At 60.8% G+C, this 22,809-nt stretch carries 25 protein-coding genes and 7 pseudogenes; 9 read left to right on the forward strand and 23 right to left on the reverse strand.

Annotated features, from left to right (window positions below):
• From BI344_RS12685 to BI344_RS12735, 14 genes and pseudogenes are all read right to left on the reverse strand, one after another.
• Window positions 1–345 (reverse strand): phage virion morphogenesis protein (locus BI344_RS12685; protein ID WP_071113303.1); only part of this gene is annotated, 345 nt, incomplete at its 3' end.
• Window positions 332–778 (reverse strand): phage tail protein, encoded by a 447-nt coding sequence (locus BI344_RS12690; RefSeq protein WP_071112860.1) that lies wholly within the window; start codon window positions 776–778, stop codon window positions 332–334. The genes BI344_RS12690 and BI344_RS12685, both read right to left, overlap by 14 nt.
• Entirely contained in the window at window positions 762–977 is a 216-nt protein-coding gene (locus tag BI344_RS12695) for a TraR/DksA family transcriptional regulator (protein WP_071112861.1), read from the reverse strand. The genes BI344_RS12690 and BI344_RS12695 overlap by 17 nt, the downstream gene beginning before the upstream one ends.
• Window positions 974–1,234, reverse strand: a complete 261-nt coding sequence (gene lysC / locus BI344_RS26170; RefSeq protein ID WP_071113304.1) for an Rz1-like lysis system protein LysC — start codon at window positions 1,232–1,234, stop codon at window positions 974–976. Before lysC ends, BI344_RS12695 begins: the two co-directional genes overlap by 4 nt.
• Window positions 1,235–1,488: 254 nt before the next feature.
• A pseudogene (locus BI344_RS24880) lies at window positions 1,489–2,030 on the reverse strand (N-acetylmuramidase family protein).
• 69 nt (window positions 2,031–2,099) lie between these two features.
• Window positions 2,100–2,321, reverse strand: coding sequence for a peptidoglycan-binding domain-containing protein (locus BI344_RS24885; protein WP_206600390.1), 222 nt, complete (start codon window positions 2,319–2,321; stop codon window positions 2,100–2,102).
• Window positions 2,312–2,581: a phage holin family protein gene (locus BI344_RS12710; RefSeq protein WP_083370199.1), complete on the reverse strand. Its 270-nt coding sequence runs from the start codon at window positions 2,579–2,581 to the stop codon at window positions 2,312–2,314. The genes BI344_RS24885 and BI344_RS12710 overlap by 10 nt, the downstream gene beginning before the upstream one ends.
• Window positions 2,582–2,618: 37 nt before the next feature.
• Window positions 2,619–2,995, reverse strand: a pseudogene (locus tag BI344_RS26175) (putative holin).
• Window positions 2,986–3,258 carry a tail protein X gene (locus tag BI344_RS12720; RefSeq protein ID WP_420912612.1) on the reverse strand — a complete coding sequence of 91 codons (273 nt, stop codon included), beginning with the start codon at window positions 3,256–3,258 and terminating at the stop codon, window positions 2,986–2,988. Before BI344_RS12720 ends, BI344_RS26175 begins: the two are co-directional and overlap by 10 nt.
• Window positions 3,203–3,561: pseudogene (locus BI344_RS22990) on the reverse strand (head completion/stabilization protein). Before BI344_RS22990 ends, BI344_RS12720 begins: the two are co-directional and overlap by 56 nt.
• Window positions 3,562–3,669: 108 nt before the next feature.
• Window positions 3,670–4,284: a phage terminase small subunit gene (locus tag BI344_RS12725; RefSeq protein WP_206600391.1), complete on the reverse strand. Its 615-nt coding sequence runs from the start codon at window positions 4,282–4,284 to the stop codon at window positions 3,670–3,672.
• A 144-nt stretch (window positions 4,285–4,428) separates the two neighbouring features.
• On the reverse strand, window positions 4,429–5,208 hold the full coding sequence (locus tag BI344_RS12730) for a phage major capsid protein, P2 family (RefSeq protein WP_338152215.1): 780 nt from the start codon (window positions 5,206–5,208) through the stop codon (window positions 4,429–4,431).
• A 52-nt stretch (window positions 5,209–5,260) separates the two neighbouring features.
• Window positions 5,261–5,485, reverse strand: a pseudogene (locus BI344_RS25320) (P2 family phage major capsid protein); the annotation flags it as partial.
• Window positions 5,486–5,511: 26 nt separating this feature from the next.
• Window positions 5,512–6,315: a GPO family capsid scaffolding protein gene (locus BI344_RS12735; RefSeq protein ID WP_071113199.1), complete on the reverse strand. Its 804-nt coding sequence runs from the start codon at window positions 6,313–6,315 to the stop codon at window positions 5,512–5,514.
• A 150-nt stretch (window positions 6,316–6,465) separates the two neighbouring features.
• Here BI344_RS12735 and BI344_RS12740 point away from each other — a divergent pair, with 150 nt between their 5' ends.
• Both BI344_RS12740 and BI344_RS12745 read left to right on the forward strand, forming a co-directional pair.
• Window positions 6,466–8,229, forward strand: coding sequence for a terminase ATPase subunit family protein (locus BI344_RS12740; protein WP_071113339.1), 1,764 nt, complete (start codon window positions 6,466–6,468; stop codon window positions 8,227–8,229).
• Window positions 8,229–9,260, forward strand: a complete 1,032-nt coding sequence (locus BI344_RS12745) for a phage portal protein (RefSeq protein WP_071112871.1) — start codon at window positions 8,229–8,231, stop codon at window positions 9,258–9,260. The genes BI344_RS12740 and BI344_RS12745 overlap by 1 nt, the downstream gene beginning before the upstream one ends.
• Before the next feature lie 62 nt (window positions 9,261–9,322).
• Here BI344_RS12745 and BI344_RS23965 read toward each other — a convergent pair whose 3' ends face one another.
• Window positions 9,323–9,655 carry a hypothetical protein gene (locus tag BI344_RS23965; protein WP_139166999.1) on the reverse strand — a complete coding sequence of 111 codons (333 nt, stop codon included), beginning with the start codon at window positions 9,653–9,655 and terminating at the stop codon, window positions 9,323–9,325.
• A 128-nt stretch (window positions 9,656–9,783) separates the two neighbouring features.
• On the opposite strand from BI344_RS23965, the gene BI344_RS12750 reads away from it, so the two are divergent.
• Complete coding sequence (locus BI344_RS12750; RefSeq protein WP_071113306.1) at window positions 9,784–10,011, forward strand: hypothetical protein; 228 nt, start codon at window positions 9,784–9,786, stop codon at window positions 10,009–10,011.
• A gap of 471 nt (window positions 10,012–10,482) precedes the next feature.
• On the opposite strand, the gene BI344_RS12755 is transcribed toward BI344_RS12750, so the two are convergent.
• The 8 genes and pseudogenes from BI344_RS12755 to BI344_RS12790 form a co-directional block, all read right to left on the reverse strand.
• Complete coding sequence (locus BI344_RS12755; RefSeq protein WP_139167000.1) at window positions 10,483–10,947, reverse strand: hypothetical protein; 465 nt, start codon at window positions 10,945–10,947, stop codon at window positions 10,483–10,485.
• Window positions 10,944–12,194: a PAAR domain-containing protein gene (locus BI344_RS22995; protein ID WP_083370200.1), complete on the reverse strand. Its 1,251-nt coding sequence runs from the start codon at window positions 12,192–12,194 to the stop codon at window positions 10,944–10,946. The genes BI344_RS12755 and BI344_RS22995 overlap by 4 nt, the downstream gene beginning before the upstream one ends.
• A gap of 228 nt (window positions 12,195–12,422) precedes the next feature.
• Window positions 12,423–13,679, reverse strand: coding sequence for a tyrosine-type recombinase/integrase (locus BI344_RS12765; protein ID WP_071113308.1), 1,257 nt, complete (start codon window positions 13,677–13,679; stop codon window positions 12,423–12,425).
• A gap of 156 nt (window positions 13,680–13,835) precedes the next feature.
• Window positions 13,836–14,738, reverse strand: coding sequence for a 50S ribosomal protein L3 N(5)-glutamine methyltransferase (prmB, locus tag BI344_RS12770; protein ID WP_071113309.1), 903 nt, complete (start codon window positions 14,736–14,738; stop codon window positions 13,836–13,838).
• Window positions 14,739–14,810: 72 nt separating this feature from the next.
• Entirely contained in the window at window positions 14,811–16,187 is a 1,377-nt protein-coding gene (locus BI344_RS12775) for a phosphomannomutase/phosphoglucomutase (RefSeq protein WP_071113310.1), read from the reverse strand.
• A gap of 69 nt (window positions 16,188–16,256) precedes the next feature.
• Window positions 16,257–17,285 (reverse strand): anthranilate phosphoribosyltransferase, encoded by a 1,029-nt coding sequence (gene trpD / locus BI344_RS12780; RefSeq protein ID WP_071113311.1) that lies wholly within the window; start codon window positions 17,283–17,285, stop codon window positions 16,257–16,259.
• 12 nt (window positions 17,286–17,297) lie between these two features.
• Window positions 17,298–17,687 carry a lysozyme inhibitor LprI family protein gene (locus BI344_RS12785; protein ID WP_071113312.1) on the reverse strand — a complete coding sequence of 130 codons (390 nt, stop codon included), beginning with the start codon at window positions 17,685–17,687 and terminating at the stop codon, window positions 17,298–17,300.
• Window positions 17,687–18,255: pseudogene (locus tag BI344_RS12790) on the reverse strand (aminodeoxychorismate/anthranilate synthase component II). Before BI344_RS12790 ends, BI344_RS12785 begins: the two are co-directional and overlap by 1 nt.
• A gap of 261 nt (window positions 18,256–18,516) precedes the next feature.
• Here BI344_RS12790 and BI344_RS23970 point away from each other — a divergent pair.
• From BI344_RS23970 to BI344_RS12810, 6 genes and pseudogenes are all read left to right on the forward strand, one after another.
• Window positions 18,517–18,780, forward strand: coding sequence for a S24/S26 family peptidase (locus tag BI344_RS23970; protein ID WP_139167001.1), 264 nt, complete (start codon window positions 18,517–18,519; stop codon window positions 18,778–18,780).
• Window positions 18,777–19,625: pseudogene (locus tag BI344_RS12795) on the forward strand (IS5 family transposase); the annotation flags it as partial. The gene BI344_RS23970 and the pseudogene BI344_RS12795, both read left to right, overlap by 4 nt.
• 26 nt (window positions 19,626–19,651) lie before the next feature.
• Window positions 19,652–19,966, forward strand: coding sequence for a hypothetical protein (locus BI344_RS23975; protein WP_139167002.1), 315 nt, complete (start codon window positions 19,652–19,654; stop codon window positions 19,964–19,966).
• Between the two features lie 125 nt (window positions 19,967–20,091).
• Window positions 20,092–21,168, forward strand: a pseudogene (locus tag BI344_RS23980) (ISAs1 family transposase).
• Between the two features lie 131 nt (window positions 21,169–21,299).
• Window positions 21,300–21,611 carry a hypothetical protein gene (locus tag BI344_RS23985; protein WP_139167003.1) on the forward strand — a complete coding sequence of 104 codons (312 nt, stop codon included), beginning with the start codon at window positions 21,300–21,302 and terminating at the stop codon, window positions 21,609–21,611.
• A gap of 152 nt (window positions 21,612–21,763) precedes the next feature.
• Window positions 21,764–22,693, forward strand: a complete 930-nt coding sequence (locus BI344_RS12810) for a hypothetical protein (protein ID WP_071113316.1) — start codon at window positions 21,764–21,766, stop codon at window positions 22,691–22,693.
• Window positions 22,694–22,809: the final 116 nt, after the last annotated feature.

Genomic DNA, 22,809 nt, shown 5'->3' on the forward strand with positions numbered 1-22,809 from the left:
GCGGCTGCGCCGGCTGACGCGGTCGCGCAGGCCGTATTGATGGACGCGGGCGATGCGTTCCACCTGGCCGACGAAAGCAACGGCGGCGCCGTTGGTGGTGGCTTCCACCTTCAGCCACTTGGCGGCGCGCAACTTGCTGAACATCTGGCGGCGGATTTTGCCCTTCTTTGCGCGGAATTGCGGCTTGCGTGGCGCGAACTCGCTGCCGTCCGGGTTGAGCTGGTCGCGGATGCGTTGCTGCTGGCTGGCGCGCAGCGCTTTGGCGATGTCGCGGGCCAGCGCGCGGCGGGCCGCCGGCTCCACCCGCTGCAACAGGCCGGACAGCTCGGTTTCAAGCTGCATCATGTTCATTTTTCACCGTGATATCCCAGGCCCATGGCTCGGGCGGCTCGCCGCGGTGGGTGGCGGTAATGCTGCCGTCTGCCTCTGTCTGAACTTTGACCCCTTCGGTCAGTTGGAGCGTGATTTGCACATCCATCGCGGCTAGGCTGGTCAGCTCGGCTTCAAAGCGGAATCCTTTTTCCAGCCGTTCCGGGTTCTGGATCAGCGGCGGCTCGTTGGCTTCGATCCAGCCGCGCAGCGGGATGATGAGCTGGTCGAGGTGGCCGGCGTAGTCGGTGATGATCAGTTTGACGGTGTAGCGGTAGCCGAACGACAGCCGGCCGGGGGCGGCGACGATGCCGCCATCTTCAATGAACATCAGCAGCCGGTCGGGGTTGTCGCGCAGCTCCGGCAGCGCCGCTTCCAGCGCCTGGCGCAGGCTAGCGGGCTTGTTCATAGCGTTCGAACTCCTGTTGGCACTGCACGCAGCGCGAGCAGCCGGCGACGATGCGTTGGCGGGCGTCGGGTATCGGCTCGGCGCAATCCTCGCAATGGCTGAGGCTGGCGCGGTGGGTGATGTTGGCGAGCTGGCGGGCCAGCGCGGCATCGCGCTGGAGTTGTTCCAGCGCCTGGGCGCGGTCGTAGAAATCGGTCATGGCGTGTACTGTTGGCAATGGATGATGTGATCGATCTGCGCGGCGCAGGACTCAAGCGCCGCCCGGTGCTGCTGCCAGCTGTCGGCCAGTTGCTGGTTGGTGGTTGGCGCCAGCGCCGGCAGCGGACAGGCCGTCACCGCCGGGCAGCGTTGCAGCAGCAGCGGGCGCGGCGCCGGCTGGCGCGGTGGTGTCGAACAGGCGGGCAAGGTCAGCAGGAATAGCAGCGCTGCCCCAGGCAGCGGCGGCAGGCGTGGCATGGATGGCGGCCTCCAGTTTGGCCGCGGCGGCGGCGTGTTTACGGGATAGGGCGGCCACCTGTTCGGCCAGCTCGCGGCTGGCGGCGGCCTGCAACTTGATGTCGATAGCCTGGGCCGCCAGCTGCTCGGCTTGCAGCTGGTTGAGCGTGGCCAAGCGGGCGCTGTCTTGCGTGCGGTGGCCAGCTCTGCGGCCTGGCGCTGGAGCTGGCCGCGCTGCTGCCACAGCGTGAAGCCGGCGAGCAGCGCCAGCGCGATCAGCAGAGTGCCGACGTAGCGGGGCGAGGGCGGCCATCATGCGGCCAGCCTTTCCGCGCGGGCGTAGGCCGCCGCCAGCTTGCTTCGTAGAGGTTTTCCTTGTAGGCCGGGCCGTTGTAGAGCTTGGCCACGTCGGCCCAGCGCTTGGCCTGCAGGGCCTTGAGCAGCGCCGGCTCGGCTTCGATGAAACGGGCGAAGGCTTCCAGCTGGGCGGCCTCGCCCGATTCCATCGCGGCGCGGAATGTTGCGGCGCTGGCGTAGCCCAGCCGCTGCCAGTGATAGCCCATGATCTGGAATAGCCCCCAGCTGCAAGACTCGATGGCGACAAGGTCGCCGGCCACCGCCGCCAGGCTGGCGAAGCGCACCCACTCGGCCGCGCCGCCGGCGTAGCCGCGCGGGCGGGATTGCAGATGGCCGGATAACGGGTGGCCAGCTGTGCCGCATCTTGGTGGGCGACGCCGGCGCGCTGGTAGGCGACATGCCGTTCCAGCAGGATGACGGGCCGGCCATCGGCCTGAAATCCGCTGCCACGCGACTCCACCGCGTGGATAGCCTTGATGCTGGCAGCGCCACGCCCAGGCGTCGGCGGCGGCCTGCAGGTCGGCTTCGGTCAGCCGGGCGGGTCGCGTACGCCGCGCAGCGCCGCCAAGGTCTTGCGGCCGGCGATGCCGTCCACCACCAGCCCGGCGCGGCGCTGCGCCTGGGCGATGGCGGTTTCGGTGGCTTCGCCAAACCAGCCATCTATCGCCAGCGCTGCGCCCTGGGCGCGGAGCTGGGCTTGCAGGTCTTGCACCGCCTGGCCGTGGTCGCCCTTCTTCAAGATCAGATCCATGTCTCCCTCCTCAGCAGGATGGCCAGCCGCGATTGGCGCGGGCCGCTGGCGCGGAACAGCTCCACCACGTTGCCGCGCTGGGCCAGCAACGCCAGCAGCCATACGGCGTTGAGAAACAGCTGCGGGCCGTCGGCCAGCTGCGGCAGGCCGAACAGGCGCAGCACCGCCACCGCGCCGGCGGCGACGATCAGCAGGTAAGCCAACAGGCTGGCAATGGGGCGGTGCTGGCTGTCGCCGCGCTGGAAGGCCAGCAGGACCAGGCAAGGGCGCCGGCCAGCACGATGTGGGCATGGGCGATCATTGGCCGCCCCCTTTCAGCGTGCGCAACGCCTTGCCGGGTCGTCGGCCAGGCGGATCAGGTACACACCTTGACGGCAGGGCGGCGGCGATCAGCGCGCCGACGCCGGGGCTCGCCTCGATCGGCATCCATTTGGCCAGCAGGCCGGCGACGGAGGCGGCGGCCAGACAACCGGCGATGAAGCTGGCGATGAAGAACATCGCGCGCTTGGCCAGGCCCAGGCTGTCGGAACTCAGCACGAACACCGCGGCGCCGGGAAGGCTCCCAAAACGGTGGCGGCGTCGATGCCGGGGAACAGGGCCAGCCCGGCGACGGCGGCCAGGGTGGCGGTGGTGGCGGTACTGCTTACGGGTTCGGCCATGTGATTCAGTCCCATAGGTTGATGAGGGTTTGCGCCGGCGCGGGGTCGGCCGGCAAGTCGGGCAGCTGCACCAGCGTTCCCATGGGCAGCACCGCGCCCAGGTCGGCCAGTCCGGGGTTGGCGCTGAGAATCCGCTCCACTACGCCGCGGGTTGTGCCGTAGGCGCGCCAGGCGATGGCGTCCACGGTGTCGCCCTGGTCGGCGCGGATGGCGCGCATCAGATCAGTTCCACCGTGGCGCGGCCCACCGCCAAAATGGCGCGAATGGCGGGCGGGCATCGGCGCGCAGGTCGTCGGCGGTGCTGTCCAGATCGTCGGCGCGCTGGCGGCCGGCGCCGGTGGTGTCAAAGCTGCGGTAGCGCTCGGCCAGCTCGGCGGCGCGGTGGCGTAGACCGCGCGGCGCCAGCGCTGCACCAGCACCGACTCGCCGTCGATCTGTTCGGCCGCCACCTCGGCTAGCTGGCTGGCGCCGGCGGCGGTGCGGATTTGCCGCCAGCCGCTCAGCTCTTGATTGACGCCGGCGACGGCCTCCACCAGCGCATGGCGCAGCCGCGGCGCGGTGACGGTGCCGTCCAGCCGCATGGCGGCGCGGGCGTGGGCCGGGTCGATCTCCGGCCAGAAGTAAGCGGCCTTGATCGGCTGGCCATCGTTGGCGATGGGCGCAGCGGTGGCCGGGGCAGTGCTTGATGATCATGGTGTGTCCTGGGCTGGGTGACGGTGGAGGGGCTTCGGCTGTCGGCGCAATGCCTGGCGTCCACCCCTGCCGTCAGTCGCGCGGGGCTCGGTTATGCCTCGCCGCCATCGGGCGGCGGGACAGTGTTTTTCAGGGTGCGGATGACGCGCTCGATGTCTTTTTTGACGCCGGCGTTGCCGTCCAGCTGCTGGGGCGGCGTAGATGTTCCAGCGCCGCGGCCGGGTCGGCGGCCTCGATGGCCAGACCGCTTTCCTTGTGCAACTTGGCGCGCACTGGTCGGGCATGTCGTGGCCGTCGGTCAGCTCGGCGGTGTAGGTCAGCACCTGGCAAGCAAAAGACTCGCCGCCAACGCGGGCGCGCTTGGCGGCGTCGGCGATTTCCTCGGCGATGGTGGCGGTGGTGCGATTGAACCGGTCGGGCAGCGGCAGGCCGTGCGCCAGCACGTACTCGGCGATATCCAGCGCGCCGCCGTAGTCGCCGGCGTCGATGCGCCACAGCATCACCGTCACCAGCACTTCATCGGGCTGGCCCTTGCCGCCGGACAGCGCGCCCTCCACCCACGGCAGGTAGTCGGGCAGGATCTCGCGCTTGACCTCGGCCTTGCGTTCCATCGACTGCACCTGTTTCAGGCGGCGGCGGTCTCGGCCAGCTTGTGCAGCATCAGCTCATAGCCGGTGCAGTGTTCCAGCCCGCCGGCGGCCGAAGCCGAAGCCTCGGCCGCCGTCACGCGCAGGAAGTGGGCGCGGCGGGGCTGGTCATTTGTCGGCCTCGTCCTTTGCTTGCGGCGGCGGGGGCGGCAGCTGCTCGATGTTTTCAATCACGCAGCCGGCCTCGTAGCGCTCCACCACGTAGGCGTCGTTGCTGCTCTCGTAGTTGGCCACCTGATTGAAGTCCGGCTCTTCGCGCAGATGGCGGCGGCGGCTGCCGTTCTGGAAGTAGATCGACAGATTGGCCAGCGTGGTAATCAGCATGGTGCTGGCGGGGAAGAAGGGCACGGTAACGGCCGGCAGATTGCCGATGCGTTTCTGGCTGATGACGATGTCGGCGGCCAGTTGCTCGGTCGGTTTTTGGTCTTGATTGACGATGGGGAAATACTTGTCATGCAGCAGGTCGCGGCCCAGGATCACCACCAAGTCGGGGTGGCCCTGCAGGGTCGGGTCGATCAGGCTGGCCACGGCGTCCATCACCAGCGCGTCGAGGTTGGCGTAGTCGCCGCCATGGCCCACCAGCACCTTGCCGTCTTTCTTGTCGCCGCTGGCCATGACGCGCGCCTTGGCGTTGTCGCGGTACTGCTGTAGCCAGCCTTTGTTGACGTCCTGCAGCAGCGGGAATTTGTCGCGGTCAGTCTGCGGCGCCGCGGCGACACCGTTGAAACCGATCATCATGCGGTCCAAGCCTTGCTGCTTGACGATTAGGTCGCGGATGCGCGTCTGGAAGTCCGGGAACTTGGCCCACATATCGATTTGCGCATACGGGATGGCGGTGTCGAACTCGGTTTGCTCGCAGCGGTAGCGCTGGCTGTTCAGGTCGGTCAGGTTGCGCGGGGCGGCGCGGGTTGGTCGGCGTCACCTTGGTGCGGCCGGCCACGGTGCCCATCAGGCCCAGGCCCAGCTTTTCGCCTTCCTGCTCGTCCACGCCGATGATGTTGATGCGGGTCAGGAACTCGCTGGTTTCTTGGATGCGGTTTTCCAGCTTCTGCTGGACGGACGGGGCAACCGCGAAATTTTTGGTGACCGCTTGGGTACTGACGTTGTTCAGCTTGGCGATCTGGTCCAGCAGCTGGTCAAAGGCGTTGCGGGTTGCGTTCTTCATTTTGGCTCCGGTGTAGTGTTGGGGGCTTAGCAGTCGGTGACGACTTCGGCGTTGCCGCCGGTGGCGGTGGTGCGCGGCTGGGTGCTGGGCTGCTGGCTGAGTTTCTGCACCAGTGCGGCGTGGTCGGCGCTGAGGGTGGCCAGCTGGGTTTTGAAGGATTGGAGTTCCCCCTGCTGGTGGCCCAGGGTGGCGAACTTGTCCAGCAGGTCGCGTTGAGACGCGGCAACGGTCTCTACCGCCTGGCCGATGTCGGCGAATTGGGCGGCGTCGGTCTTGCCCTTGCCGGCCAGCAGTTCCTTGACCCTGGCGAACAGGTTGAGGCTGGGCTTGTTCTCTTCTTCCAGCTCCAGCGTGAATTCCATCGCCTCGGTGAACAGGTTTGCCGGCTGCTGCTTGTAGCGCGCCAGCGGGCTGGCTTTGGCGTGGGCGCAGAATTGCAGCATCTCGCAGCCCAGGCTGGCCGGGTCGTCGGTGACGGCCAGGCCCACCAGATACGCTTCACCAGAGTCGGCAAAGTTGGGGTTCACCTCGATGGAGCAGTACACCTTCTGCCGGGCCTTATTCATCGCCACTAGTTCGTCGGTGGGATCAATCACGGCGAATAGCGCCAGCTTGCCGTCTACTTCTTCGGTGGAGACTTCCAGTACGTCGCCATAGCGCTTGAACGGGCTATCTGCGGTGTAGGCCTTGATGTGTTCCATGTTGACGCGGGCGCCGTAGGTGGCTGGGTTGTAGTTGGCGGCGATCTGTTCCAGCCAGCTGCGTTCGATGTTGCGGCCGTCGGTGGTGGCGCCTTCGGTGGCGACGCGGAATTTCTTTGCTCTTGCCATGTGTTGGGTGTCCTTACGAGGGTGTCGGTGGTGGCGATGCGCCCATAATCCAGCCCTCGCGGGCGGCCCGCCATCGGTGGCTGTTGTGTGGCGAACCGGCACAACCGGCCGGCGGCGAAAGGCTGGCCGGCGCGCGGCACACTGCCCGGCATGAACTCAAAACTCCCGATTCCCGACGATATGGACCCGCGCCGAGTGGCGCGCGCGCTCTACTGGCAGGGCTGGCGCATTGCGCGCATTGCCGAGCATGTGGGCGCGAAGTCCAGCACGGTGCACAGCTGGAAACGACGCGACGGCTGGGACGACTCGGACCCGGCGGAGCGCATCGGCTGCGCGATAGAAACCCGCTTGCAACAGTTGATCCTGAAGGAGCGCAAGGAGGGGATCGACTTCAAGGAAATCGACCTGCTCGGCCGCCAGGTGGAGCGGCTGGCGCGGGTGGGCAAGTATCAGCAGACCGGGCGCGAAACCGATTTGAACCCGAACATCGCCGCGCGCAATGCCGGGCCGAAGAAGCCGCCCGAAAAAAACGCGATCAGCGAGGAGATGCAAGCCCAGCTGGTGGCGGCGTTCATGGACCGGATGTACGGCTACCAGAAGAACTGGTATCGCGCCGGCCAAACCGAGCGCATCCGCGACATTCTGAAATCCCGCCAGATCGGCGCCACCTATTACTTTGCGCATGAGGCGCTGATTACCGCGCTGGAGACCGGCCGCAATCAGATTTTCCTATCCGCGTCCAAGGCCCAGGCGTTCCAGTTCCGCAGCTACATCGTGGACTTCGTCAAAGAGGTGGCCGGCGTTGAGCTGAAGGGCGAGGTAATCAAGCTTGGCAACGGCGCGGAACTCAGCTTCCTGGGGACCAACAGCCGCACCGCCCAGGGCCGCCATGGCGATCTGTATGTCGATGAATACTTCTGGATTCCGCGCTTTCTGGAACTGCGCAAGCTGGCCAGCGCGATGGCCTCGCAGAAGCAATACCGCCAGACCTACTTCTCCACCCCTTCGGCCATGTCGCACGAGGCATACCGGGTCTGGACCGGCGAGGCGTTCAACAAGGGCCGGCCCAAGGCCGAACACATCCGGCTCGATGTCTCGCATCAGGCTCTGGCCGGCGGCGGGCGCGGGCCGGATGGCCGCTGGCGCCAGATCGTCACCATCTTGGATGCGCTGGCCGGCGGCTGCGATCTGTTCGATGTGGACCAGTTGCGGCTGGAGTACAGCCCGGAAGAGTTCTTGCAGCTGTTCATGTGCCAGTTCATCGACGACGGCGCCAGCGTGTTCTCGTTCGCGGCGCTGCAACGCTGCATGGTGGATGCCTGGGACGAGTGGGACGACTACAAGCCGTTCGCCGCGCGGCCATTCGGCAACCGTCCGGTCTGGCTGGGCTATGACCCGAGCCATACCGGCGACAGCGCCGCGCTGGTTGTGCTGGCGCCGCCGGCCGCGCCGGGCGGCCCGTTCCGCGTGCTGGAGCGCTCGCAGTTCAAGGGCATGGACTTTGCCGGCCAGGCGGATTTCATCCGTCAGCAGTGCCAGCGCTTCAACGTCGCGTACATCGGCATCGACACCACCGGCCTAGGGACCGGGGTGTTCCAGCTGGTGAAGCAGTTCCGCCCGGACGCGGTGGGGTTCCAGTACAGCCCGGAGGTGAAAACCCGCCTGGTGCTGAAAGCCTTGGACGTGATCCACAATGGCCGGCTCCAGTTCGACGCCAGCCACAACGACATTGCCGCCAGCTTCCTGGCGATCAAGAAAACCACCACCGCCAGCGGCCGCGCCATCACCTTCGCTGCCGGCCGCTCGGAAGAAACCAGCCACGCCGATCTGGCGTGGGCAACCATGCACGCCCTATTCAACGAACCGCTGGAGGGGGCCACCGCGGCTAACTCCAGCTTCATGGAGTTCTGCTAATGTCCCGACGCCACAAGAAACCCGCCGTCCGATCCACCACGATGGCCGCCGCGCCGGCGGAGGCCGGCAGCATGCAGGCGTTCAGCTTCGGCGAGCCGGTGCCGATGCTGGACCGGCGCGAGATCATGGATTACCTGCAATGCACCGACGCCGGCAAGTGGTATGAGCCGCCCATCGCCTGGGACGGCCTGGCGCGCAGCCTGCGGGCCAATGTCCACCATGCCAGCGCCTTGGCGGTGAAGCGCAATGTGCTGGTCAGCACCTTCCAGCCCCATCCGCTGCTGAGCCGGGCGGCGTTCGCCAGCCTGGTGATGGACTTCTTGGTGTTCGGCAACGGCTATCTGGAAAAGCGGCGCCACCGCCTGGGCGGGGTGCTGGAGCTGAAGCCGGCGCTGGCCAAGTACGTGCGGCGCGCCAAGGACCTGGCCGGCTTCTGGTGGGTGCCGGGCTACGATCAAGAGCAGGCGCTGGGCGAGGTGTTCCACCTGCTGGAGCCGGATATCAATCAGGAGGTGTACGGCCTGCCGGAATATCTGGCCGCGCTGCAATCGGCCTGGCTGAACGAGTCGGCCACGCTGTTCCGCCGCAAGTATTACCTGAATGGCAGTCACGCCGGTTTCATCATGTACATGACGGACCCCGCGCAAAAAGAGGAGGACGTCGACGCGATGCGCAAGGCGCTGAAGGACAGCAAGGGACCGGGCAATTTCCGGAACGTGTTCATGTACGCGCCCAACGGCAAGAAGGACGGGATACAGATCATTCCGCTGGCGGAGGTGGCGGCCAAGGACGAGTTCTTGAACATCAAGAACATCACACGCGACGACGTGCTGGCGGCGCACCGGGTGCCGCCGCAGCTGATGGGTGTCATCCCCAGTAATACCGGCGGCTTCGGCGACGCCAACAAGGCGGCCAGCGTGTTCTATGAAAACGAAATCAAGCCGCTGATGATGCGGCTGGAGGAGGTCAACGAGTGGGCAGGGGAGAAGGTGATCCAGTTTGGACCGTATGCGCTGGCTATGCAGACGTGAGCGTGTTGCATGTCAAAGATGAAGCCCCGCAACGGCGGGGCTTTAGTTTGTCTATAACGGTGTTACTCGTCATGGCGCAGTACATCCGAGGCATAGTCCGCGATATCGAGATGTCCCATGGGATGGCCCATAAAAATGCTTCCTCTTAAAACATGTTTACTATTTTCTGATGTTGGGTTGACTTCAAATATTTTAACTAGTAGGCCGGAGGGGGCGGATTGGATAAGGACTTGACCTTTCTTGTCGGTGATCGGGTTTGAGGCAGATCGTGTAATTTCTAAGGAAAATGAGAGATTCTCTTTAGTTAAAGTATAAAGTTCTGTTGGGCCTTGCTGGTTTAGGAAACTTTGGTATCCATCAGCTTTAAATAGCCCACCTTCAAACATAATTTGCATTTGATACCTTTCCTCATGTTACACCAGGCTGGTGCCTGTACGGAAAGTTATAAAATTTAGGCAGATATTTCAAGCGGTCGATGCTAAGTGGTGCTACTAAGAAACAAAGAGGAGACAAGGAGCCAGCCATGGTCGATGATGTCACTATAGAGTCGATTATTTTTCTGTTGCAATGGCCTGACACCAGAGCGCTGGGTTTGGAGGCGTTGCGTTGCCTTTCTCTGTTTTTGACTCTTAAACAGAGCAGGCAGATGCAACTCGCGCTGATCGATATTTCGGTGGAAAAGTCTTACTTCTACAGGAAGGTCGGCACTATATGTGGTTGGAAATATCAAGGTCACTGGATTTTGAACTAGATCATTGGCAAGTAGAACTGCTGCTTGAACCTGCTGAAATCAAGTTGATTCAGGGACGTGAGCCAGTTCTGTTTGAGCTGCCCACCGTGCCTGGGTTGATGTTCCTATTTGACCCACCTTTCCAAGGCAGTGCCAAATCATTGCCTGTGGGTAGGATTGTGAATGGAGTGTGGCGCGCAGTGATCTCTACGATTGGCACTGCGCCCGTATCCATGAGCTATGCAAGGTGTATCTTGGCCCAGCATATCAATGCTGGACTTCGTCAGCGTGCAAGAGGCCGCGCTAGCGACCCAGATGGGGGCGAGTAGACGCACCTGTTTTTCTTATGATCGGCTCAGTAGAAAGTAGCTCAGTTTGAGCCGTGTTTTGGCTTCCCAGGCGTGAGCGAACAGAGGATCCAAAACTAAGCCCCGCGATGCGGGGCTTTTTTGTGGGGCTACAGGGTGCCTTGATGCGTTGGCTCCCAGCGAGTTATAGCGGGTCAGTCGAACAGTTCGCCTGCGGGCCAGACTTGGACAGGTAGTCTTTCCCTTGGGCGTCCTTCTTGATGCAGAAGTAGAGTCGGTTCCGGCCGTACTCGCCAAACATGTCGAAGATATAGGCGGTGTCGTTGGTCAGTGGCAGGGCCAGCATCCGGTTTTTGTCTGGCGATTTTGTACCGTAAGAAATGCATGTCTGTGGTGATGTAGGCGGCGTTTTCAGCGTGGTTTTGTACCAAGACTTCCACATATAGCGATGTTGTGTTTCATTGAAAACTTCGGCAGATACTCCTTGCCCTTTTAGGTAGTCGGGTGTGTCACCTTCTATCGGCGTTTTCAAGTAGAAGCAAGGCTTGCCGTCTTTCATTACAGCGGTGGCCTCAGCGTCGTAAGGCTTGGACATGGCCCAAGAGTTACCAGCCAGTATCAGCCCTGCCAGAAGTAGTAATTTCATCATGGTTCAATCTTTGTTGTTGCTGGTAGGAGACTAGGGTTTGCCGGGTTCGTCAAGAAGCCACCGAGTGCTCGCGCCAAAGCATTGGCGTCCCTATCTATGCCAAGTTGGGTTGCTCCGAAATAGTGTGAAACCAGCTCTCCTTGCTGTTCCATATTGAAGTCTGGCATGGCCTTACCCTTATCTTGGCCTGCGAGGTTATAGCGGTAGGCGGGTGAGGGACCGCGCTTGCCATCATCCGAATACCCGCCTTTCATGCCAATCACCGCCCCACCGAATACCACGTTGTAGCCAAGTTGGTACTGCCAGACGTGGGTCATTTCGTGGATGAACCATACCTTATCGCTATCACTTTCTATCGAGAAGTCAGGCCGGAAAGAGTCGTCAGGGAAGTGTATTTCACCCTTGGGTGTCATGGCGTTTCCTGAACGGTTTGGCTGGCCAAACAGGCCACCGCGGTGGATTTTGACCTTGCTGTAATCCAGAGAGTTCTTGAAGACGGTCCGCGCCATCGCAATCTCGCCTGGCGTCATGCCCCGCGTGTCCGTTGCCTTGGGCAGCGTGTGATTTACCGTAGATGAACCAATAGCCTGCGGGTTTGTTTTGATGCCGCTGAGGTCAGCTTTTAGAGCCGGCGCGGGTCCGCGGCCTCCAGTCTCGCACATGTGTTCTATCTGGCAGGCGCAGCTGTAGACGGTGTCCGGGTAGAACTCGGCGCAGGTAATGGCAGTGGCTTTGTCGGTCGCGATCCGCTCTGTCTTGCCGGCTGAGTCGGTTGTCCCTTCGACGGTACTTCCGTCTTCAAGCGTCAGTTTGTAACGGGTATCGGCCAGGGCATTGCGATCAGCCGTGAAGAAACGAATTTGTTCGTCAAAGGCTGTGACAGTGGTCGCCGCCGCAGCAGGAGCGGTAGCGGCGGCCGCAGCCGCAGCCGCAGCCACAGTCCCAGCGGTGGAAGCTCCTGTTGACGCCGATCCGCTGCCCTCATAATTTCGGCCCACCTCGCCCATGGTGCTGATGAGGGTCGCGCCGCAGCTGACTTTATGGCCCTCCAGGGCGACACCTTTGCCGCCTATTGTCCATGATGGGTCGCCTTCTACGATGGTGCAGTTGACGTGGCCTTGCTTCGGGCAACTGACGGAGTCGCCAACCAGCGCGACGGCTTTGCCAAACATGGTTGTTGTGCTGCTGGCGCTGACGACGTTCCCACCGTGGTCGGTCGGGTCGCCGAGGCGGATGATTCGCTTCATGGAAGTGGCAGGCAAAGGGCGCATTATATGTGAAAAGGCTTATGTATCCCCCTGGCAAACCAGGCAGGAAGGGTTGCCAGCACCCTGCGCGCGCAATCGAAGCCCCGCCTCGCCCCCGCGCTTCATGTGCGGGAAATCATGCACCTGCATGAACGGCCCACAAAGGCCCGCCATGCGGTGCTATCGCCGGATGGCGGGCCGCCCCTGGCTCATGCGCTTTCATGCGCGCTATGCATGCATGGCAGCCAGCAGCGTGGTATCTCCCCCTTGTTCGACTTTGTCGAGGTAGTCGGCCCAGCTTTGCAGCATTGTCCGGCGCTCTTCCATGTATTGAGCGCGATTGTAGGCGGCCCGTACTTGGTTTGGTTCCTTGTGAGACAGCTGCCGCTCGATGGCATCGGGGTTGAAGCCGGCTTCATTCAGAATGGTGGAAGCGGTGGCGCGGAAGCCGTGGGTGACTACATGCCCATTTTCCGTATTTTTGCCGCTATACCCCATGCGTTCGAATGCCTTGAGCAGTGTGGCTTTGCTCATATGCCGGCCGCGATAGAAGAAACTGGGGAAGACGAAATCATTTCCCTCTACACGGTGCATGTGCAACTGCCTTAGGATGTCTACCGCTTGAGAAGGAAGAGGGACGATGTGGGGTGCGGCGGCGGCTTTGAGCACTCGCTTCAGCTTTCGGGTCTCCGGCGGGATGGTCCAAATGGCTTTATCCAGATCGAAGTCATCCCATTTCGCCTGGACCGTTTCACCTATCCGGGTGAAGCAGATCATGACGAGCTTGATCAAGTATTTGGTTTGCAGCGAGATGTGTTCGTTAGTGCCCAAGGCGACGAGGAAGGCTGGCAACTCCTCGCGCGTTAAGGATGGCTGTGGCTTTGTGATGGGGGTGATCAGTTCGCCAGCAAGGTCTGCAGCAGGGTTGGCCGCGGCCCGGCCTGTTTTGACCGCTCTTCGCCAGATGGCATTGCAGCGTTCACGAAGTCGGTTTGCCGTGTCGTGCAGTCCCTGTTTTTCAACAGATTGCAGGACGAGCAGCAAGTCCATTGCGCTGATGTCACGGATCGGACGGTCGCCAAGCTTGGGGAAGAGGTGGATTTCCAGTGAGCGCCAGACCCCGGTTGCATGAGTGGGCGCCCATTCCGCAGACATTTTGTTCCACCATTCCTGGGCGACGGCTTGGAAGGTGGAGGAGGCTTCGACCAGTTGCTTGCGTGCGTTCTTCTTTTTTTGTTCGCCAGGGTCTTCTCCCTGAGCCAGCAGGCGGCGTGCCTCGTCTCGCTTCAGCCGCGCTTCCTTGAGCGACACTTCTGGATAGACACCCAGGGCAAGAACCTTTTCCTTGCCTGCAAAACGGTATTTCAGGCGCCAGTATTTTGCGGCATTGGGCATGACCAGCAAGTAAAGGCCCTGGCCATCCGTGACTTTCACTTGTTTTTCGCCTGGCGTGATCCGGTCGATTTCCAGCTTTGTTAGCGGCATGTGTTCACCTCGGAAGAACGGGGTATTTTTTCAGATACCCCCTGTTGTTCCCCCAAATGTACCCCGCGACACCCCAGGTTGTCACTGTTCCAGCCCGAACCGGGATGGAATGAAAAAAGCCGCCAAACCCTTTAGTTTGGCGGCTTTTCGGTCTGTTTAGATTTTAGCTGATACCAAATCTTCGCGCGTCAGCAGGAAGACGAAGCCGTCGCCGCTCTGGGTTTCCATCCACATGAAGGGCAGGGTGGGGAAGCACTCTTCCAGCATGTCGCGGTTGTGGCCGATCTCCACCATCAGCACGCCGCGCTCGTTGAGGAAGTCCGGCGCGCGGCGCAGGATCTCGCGGGTGGCGTCCAGACCATCCTCGCCCGAGCCCAGCGCGATTTCCGGTTCGTGCAGGTATTCCTCGGGCAGCGTCTCCACCGATTCGGCGTCGACATAGGGAGGGTTGGAGATAATCAGGTCGTACTTGTCCTCTATGCCCTCGAACATGTCGGTATGGATCAGGTTGATCCGGTCTTGCAGGCCGTAATGCTCGACATTGATCGACGCCACTTCCAGCGCGTCCAGCGAGATGTCCACCGCGTCGACTTCGGCATCGGGGTAGTGGTGGGCCAGCTGGATGGCCAGGCAACCGGAGCCGGTACACAGGTCCAGCGCGCGGTGTACCAGTTCCGGGTGTTCGATCCATGGCTCCAGCGGTTCGCCCAGGAGTTCATAGATGAAGGAGCGCGGCACCAGCACGCGCTCGTCGACGTAGAAGCTGAATTCGCCCTGCCAGGCCTCGTGGGTGAGGTAGGCCACCGGAACATGCTCTTCGGCGCGGCGGCGGATCAATTCCAGCACTTCCGCTATCTCGGACGGCAGAAGCTTGGCGTCCAGATAGGGGTCAAGCTGTTCGATCGGCAGTTGCAGCGCGGTCAGGATCAAGTAGGCCGCTTCGTCGTGGGCGTTGTGGGTGCCATGGCCGTAGGTGAGTTCGGCTTCGTTGAAACGCGATACGGCGAAGCGCAGCAGGTCGCGCACGGTGGTGAAGTGGCTGGCAGCCTGTTGGTACATGGGTTTCCTTTCAATGCAAGGAGGACATGGTTGGCCCATGTCCCCTGGTATTTCATCCTGCGGCGTTCAGGTTCAGAACGGCAGCTTGGCGCTGGTGGCGGTGCCCAGCACGCGGCGGAAGTCGCCTTTGATCCTCTCCAGGGCCTCTTCGGTGTCGGCCTCGAAGCGCAGCACGATCACCGGGGTGGTGTTGGAGGCGCGGGCCAGGCCGAAGCCGTCCTTGTACTCCACTCGCAGGCCGTCGAGGGTATTGACCTCTTCGGCGCCGTCGAATTTGGCCGATTCCTGCAACTTGGCGATCAGCGCGTGGTTTTCGCCTTCCTTCGCCATTTTGAGGTTTAGCTCAGGGGTGGATACCGCGTTGGGCAGGGCGTTCAGCAGCTCGCTCGGATCCTCCACCCGCGACAGCACTTCCAGCAGGCGGGCGCCGGTGTAGATGCCGTCGTCGAAGCCGTACCAGCGCTCCTTGAAGAACACGTGGCCGCTCATCTCGCCGGCCAGTAGCGCGCCGGTTTCCTTGATCTTGGCCTTGATGAAGCTGTGACCGGTGCGCGCCATCACCGGCACGCCGCCGTTTTGCTTGATCCAAGGTTTGAGCAGACGGGTGGACTTCACATCGAAGATGATCTTGGCCTTGGGATTGCGCTCCAGCACGTCGGCGGCATACAGCATCAGCTGGCGGTCCGGCCAGATGATGTTGCCGTTCTTGGTGACCACGCCCAGGCGGTCGCCGTCGCCATCGAAGGCCAGACCGATCTCGGCGTCGGTCTTTTGCAGCGCTTCGATCACGTCTTTCAAGTTTTCTGGCTTGGCCGGATCCGGGTGGTGGTTGGGGAAGTTGCCGTCCACATCGCAGAACAGCTCGCGCACCTTGCATCCCAGGCGGCGGTACAGCAGCGGGGCGAAGGCACCTGCCACGCCATTGCCGCAGTCCACCACGATGTTCATCGGGCGCTCCAGCTTGATGTCCGAGGTGATGCGTTCGAAGTAGGCTTCAGCGACATCCTCGGTGCGATAGCCGCCTTCGCCCTGGCTGAGATCGCCGTCGACAATGCGCTGGTACAGCTTCTGGATGTCGTCGCCGGCCAGCGTGTCGCCGGCCAACATCATCTTGAAGCCGTTGTAGTCAGGCGGATTGTGGCTACCGGTGACCATCACGCCGGATAGGGTGCCCAACTGGTGGGCGGCGAAATACAGCATGGGAGTGGCCACGCGGCCCACGTCGATGACGTCCACCCCCGCGGCGCGGATGCCGTTCGCCAGCGCTTCGCACAGTTCAGGGCCGGACAGCCGACCATCACGCCCCACCACTATGGCCTGCACCTTGCGGGCAAGCGCTTCCGACCCCACTGCCTGGCCAATCTGGTGCGCAACGGCGGCGGTCAGGGTTTTGCCGACGATGCCGCGGATGTCATAGGCTTTGAAGATGTCTTTGGATAGTTTGTTCATGATGGTTTGTTACGGTCGATAGTGTTTGAAGGGCGGCACCGTCTTGATTGGCCGCCGTCTTGTCGGGATTCAGCTGCCAAGTTGCCGGCTCAGGGCAACCAGCTGGTCCAGCTTTTGGCGCGCCTTGCCGCTGTCCAACGCTTCGCGCGCCATGGTAACACCGTCGGCCAGGCTTGGGGCGATATCGGCGGTATATATCGCGGCCCCGGCATTGAACAGCACGATGTCGCGGGCCGGGCCCGGCTCCCCGTTCAGCACCGACAGCAGGCGCAGCCGGGATTGTTCCGCGGTGTCGGCGCGCAGGTCTTTCAGCTCGCAGCGCATCAGGCCGAATTCCTCCGGCTCCAGCTGATATTCCAGTATCTCGCCGTTTTTCAGTTCGGCCACCATGGTGGGGCCGGATAGTGTCAATTCGTCCAGGCCGTCGCAGCCATGCACTATCATCACGTGCTGGCTGCCAAGCTGTTTCAGCACCCGTGACTGGATGCCGACCAGGTCGGGGTGGAACACACCCATCAGCTGCTTGTCGGCATTGGCCGGGTTAGTCAGCGGCCCCAGAATGTTGAAGATGGTGCGCGCGCCCAGTTCCTTGCGTATCGGCGCAACATGTTTCATCGCGCTGTGGTGGTTGGGCGCGAACATGAAGCCAAGGCCGATTTCGTCGATGCAACGGCCGGCCTGTTCCGGCGTAAGCGCCAGGTTGACGCCCAGCCGCTCCAGCACATCGGCGCTGCCAGAACTGGACGATACCGATCGGCCGCCATGCTTGGCGACGCGAGCCCCGGCGGCGGCGGCAGCAAAGGCCGCGGTGGTGGAGATGTTGAAAGTGTGTGATTTGTCGCCGCCAGTGCCGCAGGTGTCGACCAGATGGCTGCGGTCGGCCACCGGGACGGGGGTGGCGAATTCGCGCATCACGGTGGCCGCCGCGGCGATTTCGGACACCGACTCCACCTTGACCCGGAGGCCGATGAGGATGGCCGCGGTCTGCGCCGGCGATAGCTCGCCGCGCATGATCTGGCGCATGATGTCCAGCATCTCGTCGTAAAACAGTTCATTGCCGTCGATCAGACGGTTCAGTGCCACTTGCGGGCTGATCATGATGATGGATTCCTATGTGCCTTGACGGGCGAGGTCGGCCAGCCTTTGCGTGTCCAGGTCGATTTCGCAGGCCAGGCGGGCGCGGTCGGCGCCATTACCGCTGGCGTGGCTGGCCGCCAGCCAGTCGCACTGCTGCTGGAGATACGCCTGGTAAGTCTGCTGGGCGCGGCGCAACGCGCGGGCAGCATGAAAGCGGTTATCTGTGGCGCGGTCCAGTTGGCGCATCGCCGCCAGAGTCTTGTCTTCCTGTGCGATCAGTTGCTGGTGGATGTCGGCGTGGCGTTGTTTCAGGCAGGAGGCGATGGCCTGGGTGTCGGCCTGGGTTCGGCTGCAGTCGTCCAGCGCGCCAGCCCATGCCGGCGAGGCCAGCAGGGCGAGGGTCAGCGTCAACCGCCCCGGCATCAGGCGAATTCCTTCAGGAAATTGCCCAACATGCGGTGGCCGTGCTCGGTGAGGATGGATTCCGGGTGGAACTGCACGCCTTCGATGGGCAGCGTCTTGTGGCGCACTCCCATGATTTCGCCGTCGTCGGTCCAGGCGGTGATCTCCAGGCAGTCCGGCAGCGATTCGCGCTCTATCACCAGCGAGTGGTAACGGGTGCAAGTGACCGGATTGGGCAGGCCGCGGAACATGCCAATATCGTGGTGCATCACCGGGGACACCTTGCCGTGCATCAGCTGTTTGGCGTGCACTACCTTGCCGCCAAAGGCTTGGCCTATGCCCTGGTGGCCCAGGCAGACGCCCATGATGGGCAGCTTGCCGGCGAAGTGCAGGATGGCGGGCACGGACACGCCGGCTTCGTTGGGCGTGCAGGGGCCGGGGATACCACCAGATATTGCGGTTGCAGCGCTTCGATCTGCTGTATGGTGATTTCGTCATTGCGGAACACTTTCACCTCTTGTCCCAGCTCGCCGAAATACTGGACCAAGTTGTAGGTGAAGGAGTCGTAGTTGTCGATCATTAATAGCATATTCGGCTTAAATCCTTGATTTAACTGGATTCAATTGATTGGCCAGTTATTTGGTACCCCAGTTGTACCCCCTATTTGTTTTGCTGGGCTTGCTGGGGGAGGAGGCTTGAGGATTACTATACCGGATGATAGAGCTGTTCGCAGCCCTGTAGCCTGGCCTGCGGCCCGCATATGTCGACTGCCTATCAACATGCTTGTTGGCGGCAAGTGTTAGGTCATGGCGTGATTTGAATTCGTGCAAATTCAAAATTGCCGACACTCATGATCACCAATCTCCCATTCGCTATCTCGCAACAGCCTGCCATCCTGCCGCTGGCAGCTTCCACAGTCCGGGCCAGATTTTCTTCACCAGCTAGCGACTATCAGGATGACTCCATCGACCTGCATGCCTGTTTGCACTATTTCATTGGACTACCCGGTCAGGAAGCAGGGCAATCGCAGCTTTTTGTCATAAACAAACAGACTTGCCAACCAGCTCTGTGCAAAAATCTGCCAACGCAGCGGCTTGGTAAGATAGCGGTATGACCAAGCCCGCTCCGAAACGCTACCGAACCGCCAACTGGAAAGCCTACAACCAAGCCCTGATCCAGCGCGGCTCCCTGTCCATCTGGTTGGACACGAGCATGTCATGGCGGGCAACGCGACAGGGCAAGCGCGGCCGGGCGCAGGCCTATAGCGATGCCGCCATTCAATTCTGTCTGACCATCAAGAACCTATTTGGACTGCCTTTGCGGCAGACCATCGGTTTCATTCAAAGCCTGCTCAAGTTGGCGGGACTGGACTGGAGCGTCCCGGACTACAGCACGTTGTCCAGGCGGCAGCAGATGCTGCAGGTCAGCATCCCCTATCAAAAGCGTTCAGGCGCGTTGCATATTCTGGTGGATAGCACCGGGATCAAGATGCTGGGCGAAGGCGAGTGGAAAACCAAGAAACACGGCGCGGAATACTGCCGGCAATGGCGCAAGGTGCATCTGGGCATCGATGCGAAAACCCTGCAAATCCGTGCCATGGAGGTGACAGACAAGCGCCAGGGCGATGCGCAAATGCTGCCTTCGCTCTTGGTGCAAATCCCGGCCGATCAGCCGATAGCCTGCGTGAGTGGCGAGGGGGCTTTCGATACCAAGGCATGTCATGAGGCGATTGCCGCGCGCGGCGCAATCGGGTGCATCCCGACGCGCAAGAATGCGCGGCCGTGGAAAGGAAGTTCGCCGGGTGTGCTGGCTCGAAACGAGATTCTGCGGGCCACCAAACGGCTAGGCAGGGCGATCGGGAAACGCTGGAGCGGCTACCATCGCCGCAGCTTGGTGGAAACCAAGATGCATTGCTTCAAGTTACTGGGTGAAAGAGTGACAGCCCGGTGCTTTGGGCGCGCAAAGTTACAGCAAGGTGGCCGGGGATGTTGATGCAGAATGTAATTCCAGTTTTATTTATCATTCCATTTGCTGTGTATGGTATCTATTTTGAGATGGGGCGAAGGGATAGAGTTGCGCGAGAGATGGCCCGCGAATGGTTGCAAAAGAATTACCCCGGCTGTGTTGTTAAAGTCGTGACATCAAATAAGATGGTTTGGCCTGTTAGGATTGTGCTGCAGGTTTATACACCGAAAAATGAGGATTTCGAAATCAAGCTCAGAGTTGGTGAATTCTTTGGTGGTGTTTTTGGTGATAGAGTCGAAGTTGTATATATTAGGAAGATTAAACCAAAGACTTAATTTTATTTTTTGAGCAAGCCACATGTGCATCAGGGCAATCTCACCTTCTTGTCATAAATAAACAGACTTGCCAACCTGCCCAGACTTGAGGTGAACTCCCGGGTTTTACCGGGATGAGAACGTTGATGGAACATTTGGCCGAGGTGCCTGAGCCGAGAACCGGGCGCTACATTGCCCATCCGTTGGACGAAATTCTGGTGATTGCCGTGTGCGCCATCTTCGCGGGGGCGGAGAGTTTTGTGGAGGCGGTCGAGTGGGCGGAGGTCAAGGAGGCTTGGCTGCGGCGCTTCCTGCCGTTGAAGAACGGCATTCCTTCTCACGATACCATCAACCGCATGTTCCGACTGCTGGATCCCAAGCAGTTCGAGAACGCCTTCCGTAGCTGGACGCAAGGACTGCTGGGCTCGTTCCAGCAGATCGCCATCGATGGCAAATGCCTGCGTGGCACCGCTCGCGGCGCGCACAGCCCGGTGCACATGGTCAGTGCCTTCGCTACTGAACTGAGCTTGGCGCTGGGGCAGGAGAAAGTTGCTGACAAAAGCAATGAAAACACTGCGATACCGGCATTGCTGGCTGCGCTGGATGTGGAGGGCTGTCTGGTCAGCCTGGATGCGATGGGCTGCCAGTAAACAGGTGGCCCAGACCATCGTGGCGCGTAAAGCGGACTATTTGCTGGCGGTGAAGGAGAACCAGCCCAAGCTGCGCCAGGCCGTAGCGTGTGCGCTGCATGACCATCCCACCGAGCGAGTGGCCAGCGCGCAAAAGGGGCATGGCCGCACGGTGTTGCAACATGTCGTGATTGCCCCGGAGGAAGGCATTGTCGACGCTCAGGCCTGGCCCAGTTGCCAAACAGTGGGCCGCGTGGATTCGGTGCGGCTGGATGGTCGCGGACAATCGGCGCTGGAGCAGCGCTATTATTTGTCGTCGCGCGCGTTGAGCGCGGAAGAGCTGGCGCAGGCGGTGCGCCGTCATTGGGCGATCAAAAATGGCCTGCATTGGTGTCTGGATGTGATTTTCGGGAAGATAACTGCCCATTGCGCGAAGATCATGGACCGCAGAATTTTGCGCTGCTGCTGAAATTTGCGCTCAACCTGCTGCGCAGCTCGCCGTATCAGGCCAAGAAAAGCATGCGGGTGCGGCGCAAACGGGCAGGCTGGGGTGATGACGCGTTGGCCGAGTTGCTGGGCATGTCGCCTTTATGACGTGAAGGTGCGATTGCCCTGGTCAGGAAGGGAGCGTCCATACCATTAACAAAGTATTTTTAAGATTAGTCTTATTTTCAGGTGGGTGATACGCACTATAAAATTTGCGGAACACTACTTGAGAGGAATTAATGTTGATTGAAGATAATACTTTCATCGACGCACTAACTCAAATGCTAAGATTGATTTCTGAAAAAGGAAAAGATATCAGCCCTTCTTTACTTCGTCGCGTAGACAATCTCTTGAAGGTGGCACAAGCCAGGCAGACAGATGAGCATAAACTCCATATCTTAATTGTTGCCCGAGTTAAGTGTCGAAAAGTAATAGCAGAAACCAGGGAGGGATGGCCGAGTAAATTAGCCAAGCAAGATATATGCTTGTTGATTAAGGTGTTTAAAGAAAACCTGGCAAGAGAATGTGTTAAAAAGTTAGGAAAGGTCTGAAGACAGGAATGCCTACAGGAGCTGGGACAGTCCAATGTGCCATGTGTGGTAACGCACAGACACTTTTTTGCCGATGCATCAAGGTCTGGTTGTGACATTCCTCCCAAGTGCGCCGCAATTTGGCGAGTTGTGAAATTTACCTCGAGACCATCATGAATAAGCCAAACGAACAGAGCGGCTATATCGACAATACGATAGCCCTAGAGAATAGCCCAGCAATATCCACCCCCAGCGCCGTATCCTGGGGTGCCATTGTGGCCGGCGCAGTTGCCACAGCGGCGCTATCCCTCATCCTACTGCTTCTTGGCGCCGGACTGGAGCTTTCCACCGTCTCACCATGGGCCTATAGCGGCGTTACCGCAACTACCTTCGGCGTCTCAGCAATTATCTGGATCACTATCTCCCAACTGCTCGCCTCCGGCATGGGGGGCTACCTCGCCGGCAGGTTGAGGACAAAATGGGTTTCCGGGCATACCAACGAGGTCTATTTCCGCGATACCGCGCATGGTTTTCTAGCGTGGGCGCTAGCCGCTCTGATAACGGCAACGCTGCTGACGTCAGTGATTGGATCGATTATCAACAATGGCGTCGGCGTGGCCGCGACTGCCGTCGGTGCCTCGACAATACCCACACTCCAGATGGCGGGGCCCAGCGGCGCTGGGCAAGGATCGACGGTTTATCTTCTGGATTCTCTATTCCGTCGGGGCGCAAAACCTGTTTCGAGACAACTTGACTCTGCGTCTAACCCTGAAACAGCGAGACCAATTGCCGAAGTGGGTGGAATCTTCATGAACAGCTTGGTAAGAGGCGATGCGCTACCTGCTGCGGATGTGCGCTATGTCGGCCAATTGGTCGCCCAGCGTACTGATCTTAGTCAGCAAGACGCCGAAATACGGGTGAAAAACACCTATGCTCGTATGCAGACCGCCTTAAGCAATGCAGAAACTATGGCGAAGGAAGCGGCTGAAAAAGCACGCAAGGCATCTGCCTATGTAGCGCTTTGGCTGTTTATTTCACTATTGATAGGAGCGTTTTTTGCCAGTCTGGCGGCCACCTACGGAGGGCGGCATCGCGACCGCTGAATCAATAAACCAGACACTTATTTTCGGGAGGGGATAGTTATGCGTTCGCTACTTCTGTTGTTTCTGGGCATACCTATTCCCATCATTATCTTGATTGCATTGTTTGTGCATTAGTA

Source organism: Chromobacterium sphagni, assembly GCF_001855555.1.
Classification (GTDB): domain Bacteria; phylum Pseudomonadota; class Gammaproteobacteria; order Burkholderiales; family Chromobacteriaceae; genus Chromobacterium; species Chromobacterium sphagni.

What these genes read in the sequence shown, in the direction of transcription:
- BI344_RS12690 (WP_071112860.1), bottom strand. Translation starts at nt 778, where the DNA reads ATGAACAAGCCCGCTAGCCTGCGCCAGGCGCTGGAAGCGGCGCTGCCG.
- BI344_RS12695 (WP_071112861.1), bottom strand. Translation starts at nt 977, where the DNA reads ATGACCGATTTCTACGACCGCGCCCAGGCGCTGGAACAACTCCAGCGC.
- lysC (WP_071113304.1), bottom strand. Translation starts at nt 1,234, where the DNA reads ATGCCACGCCTGCCGCCGCTGCCTGGGGCAGCGCTGCTATTCCTGCTG.
- BI344_RS24885 (WP_206600390.1), bottom strand. Translation starts at nt 2,321, where the DNA reads ATGGATCTGATCTTGAAGAAGGGCGACCACGGCCAGGCGGTGCAAGAC.
- BI344_RS12720 (WP_420912612.1), bottom strand. Translation starts at nt 3,258, where the DNA reads ATGCCCGCCCGCCATTCGCGCCATTTTGGCGGTGGGCCGCGCCACGGT.
- BI344_RS12725 (WP_206600391.1), bottom strand. Translation starts at nt 4,284, where the DNA reads ATGGAACGCAAGGCCGAGGTCAAGCGCGAGATCCTGCCCGACTACCTG.
- BI344_RS12735 (WP_071113199.1), bottom strand. Translation starts at nt 6,315, where the DNA reads ATGGCAAGAGCAAAGAAATTCCGCGTCGCCACCGAAGGCGCCACCACC.
- BI344_RS12740 (WP_071113339.1), top strand. Translation starts at nt 6,466, where the DNA reads ATGAACTCAAAACTCCCGATTCCCGACGATATGGACCCGCGCCGAGTG.
- BI344_RS12745 (WP_071112871.1), top strand. Translation starts at nt 8,229, where the DNA reads ATGTCCCGACGCCACAAGAAACCCGCCGTCCGATCCACCACGATGGCC.
- BI344_RS23965 (WP_139166999.1), bottom strand. Translation starts at nt 9,655, where the DNA reads ATGCAAATTATGTTTGAAGGTGGGCTATTTAAAGCTGATGGATACCAA.
- BI344_RS12750 (WP_071113306.1), top strand. Translation starts at nt 9,784, where the DNA reads ATGGTCGATGATGTCACTATAGAGTCGATTATTTTTCTGTTGCAATGG.
- BI344_RS12755 (WP_139167000.1), bottom strand. Translation starts at nt 10,947, where the DNA reads ATGATGAAATTACTACTTCTGGCAGGGCTGATACTGGCTGGTAACTCT.
- BI344_RS22995 (WP_083370200.1), bottom strand. Translation starts at nt 12,194, where the DNA reads ATGAAGCGAATCATCCGCCTCGGCGACCCGACCGACCACGGTGGGAAC.
- BI344_RS12765 (WP_071113308.1), bottom strand. Translation starts at nt 13,679, where the DNA reads ATGCCGCTAACAAAGCTGGAAATCGACCGGATCACGCCAGGCGAAAAA.
- prmB (WP_071113309.1), bottom strand. Translation starts at nt 14,738, where the DNA reads ATGTACCAACAGGCTGCCAGCCACTTCACCACCGTGCGCGACCTGCTG.
- BI344_RS12775 (WP_071113310.1), bottom strand. Translation starts at nt 16,187, where the DNA reads ATGAACAAACTATCCAAAGACATCTTCAAAGCCTATGACATCCGCGGC.
- trpD (WP_071113311.1), bottom strand. Translation starts at nt 17,285, where the DNA reads ATGATCAGCCCGCAAGTGGCACTGAACCGTCTGATCGACGGCAATGAA.
- BI344_RS12785 (WP_071113312.1), bottom strand. Translation starts at nt 17,687, where the DNA reads ATGCCGGGGCGGTTGACGCTGACCCTCGCCCTGCTGGCCTCGCCGGCA.
- BI344_RS23970 (WP_139167001.1), top strand. Translation starts at nt 18,517, where the DNA reads ATGATCACCAATCTCCCATTCGCTATCTCGCAACAGCCTGCCATCCTG.
- BI344_RS23975 (WP_139167002.1), top strand. Translation starts at nt 19,652, where the DNA reads ATGTTGATGCAGAATGTAATTCCAGTTTTATTTATCATTCCATTTGCT.
- BI344_RS23985 (WP_139167003.1), top strand. Translation starts at nt 21,300, where the DNA reads ATGTTGATTGAAGATAATACTTTCATCGACGCACTAACTCAAATGCTA.
- BI344_RS12810 (WP_071113316.1), top strand. Translation starts at nt 21,764, where the DNA reads ATGAATAAGCCAAACGAACAGAGCGGCTATATCGACAATACGATAGCC.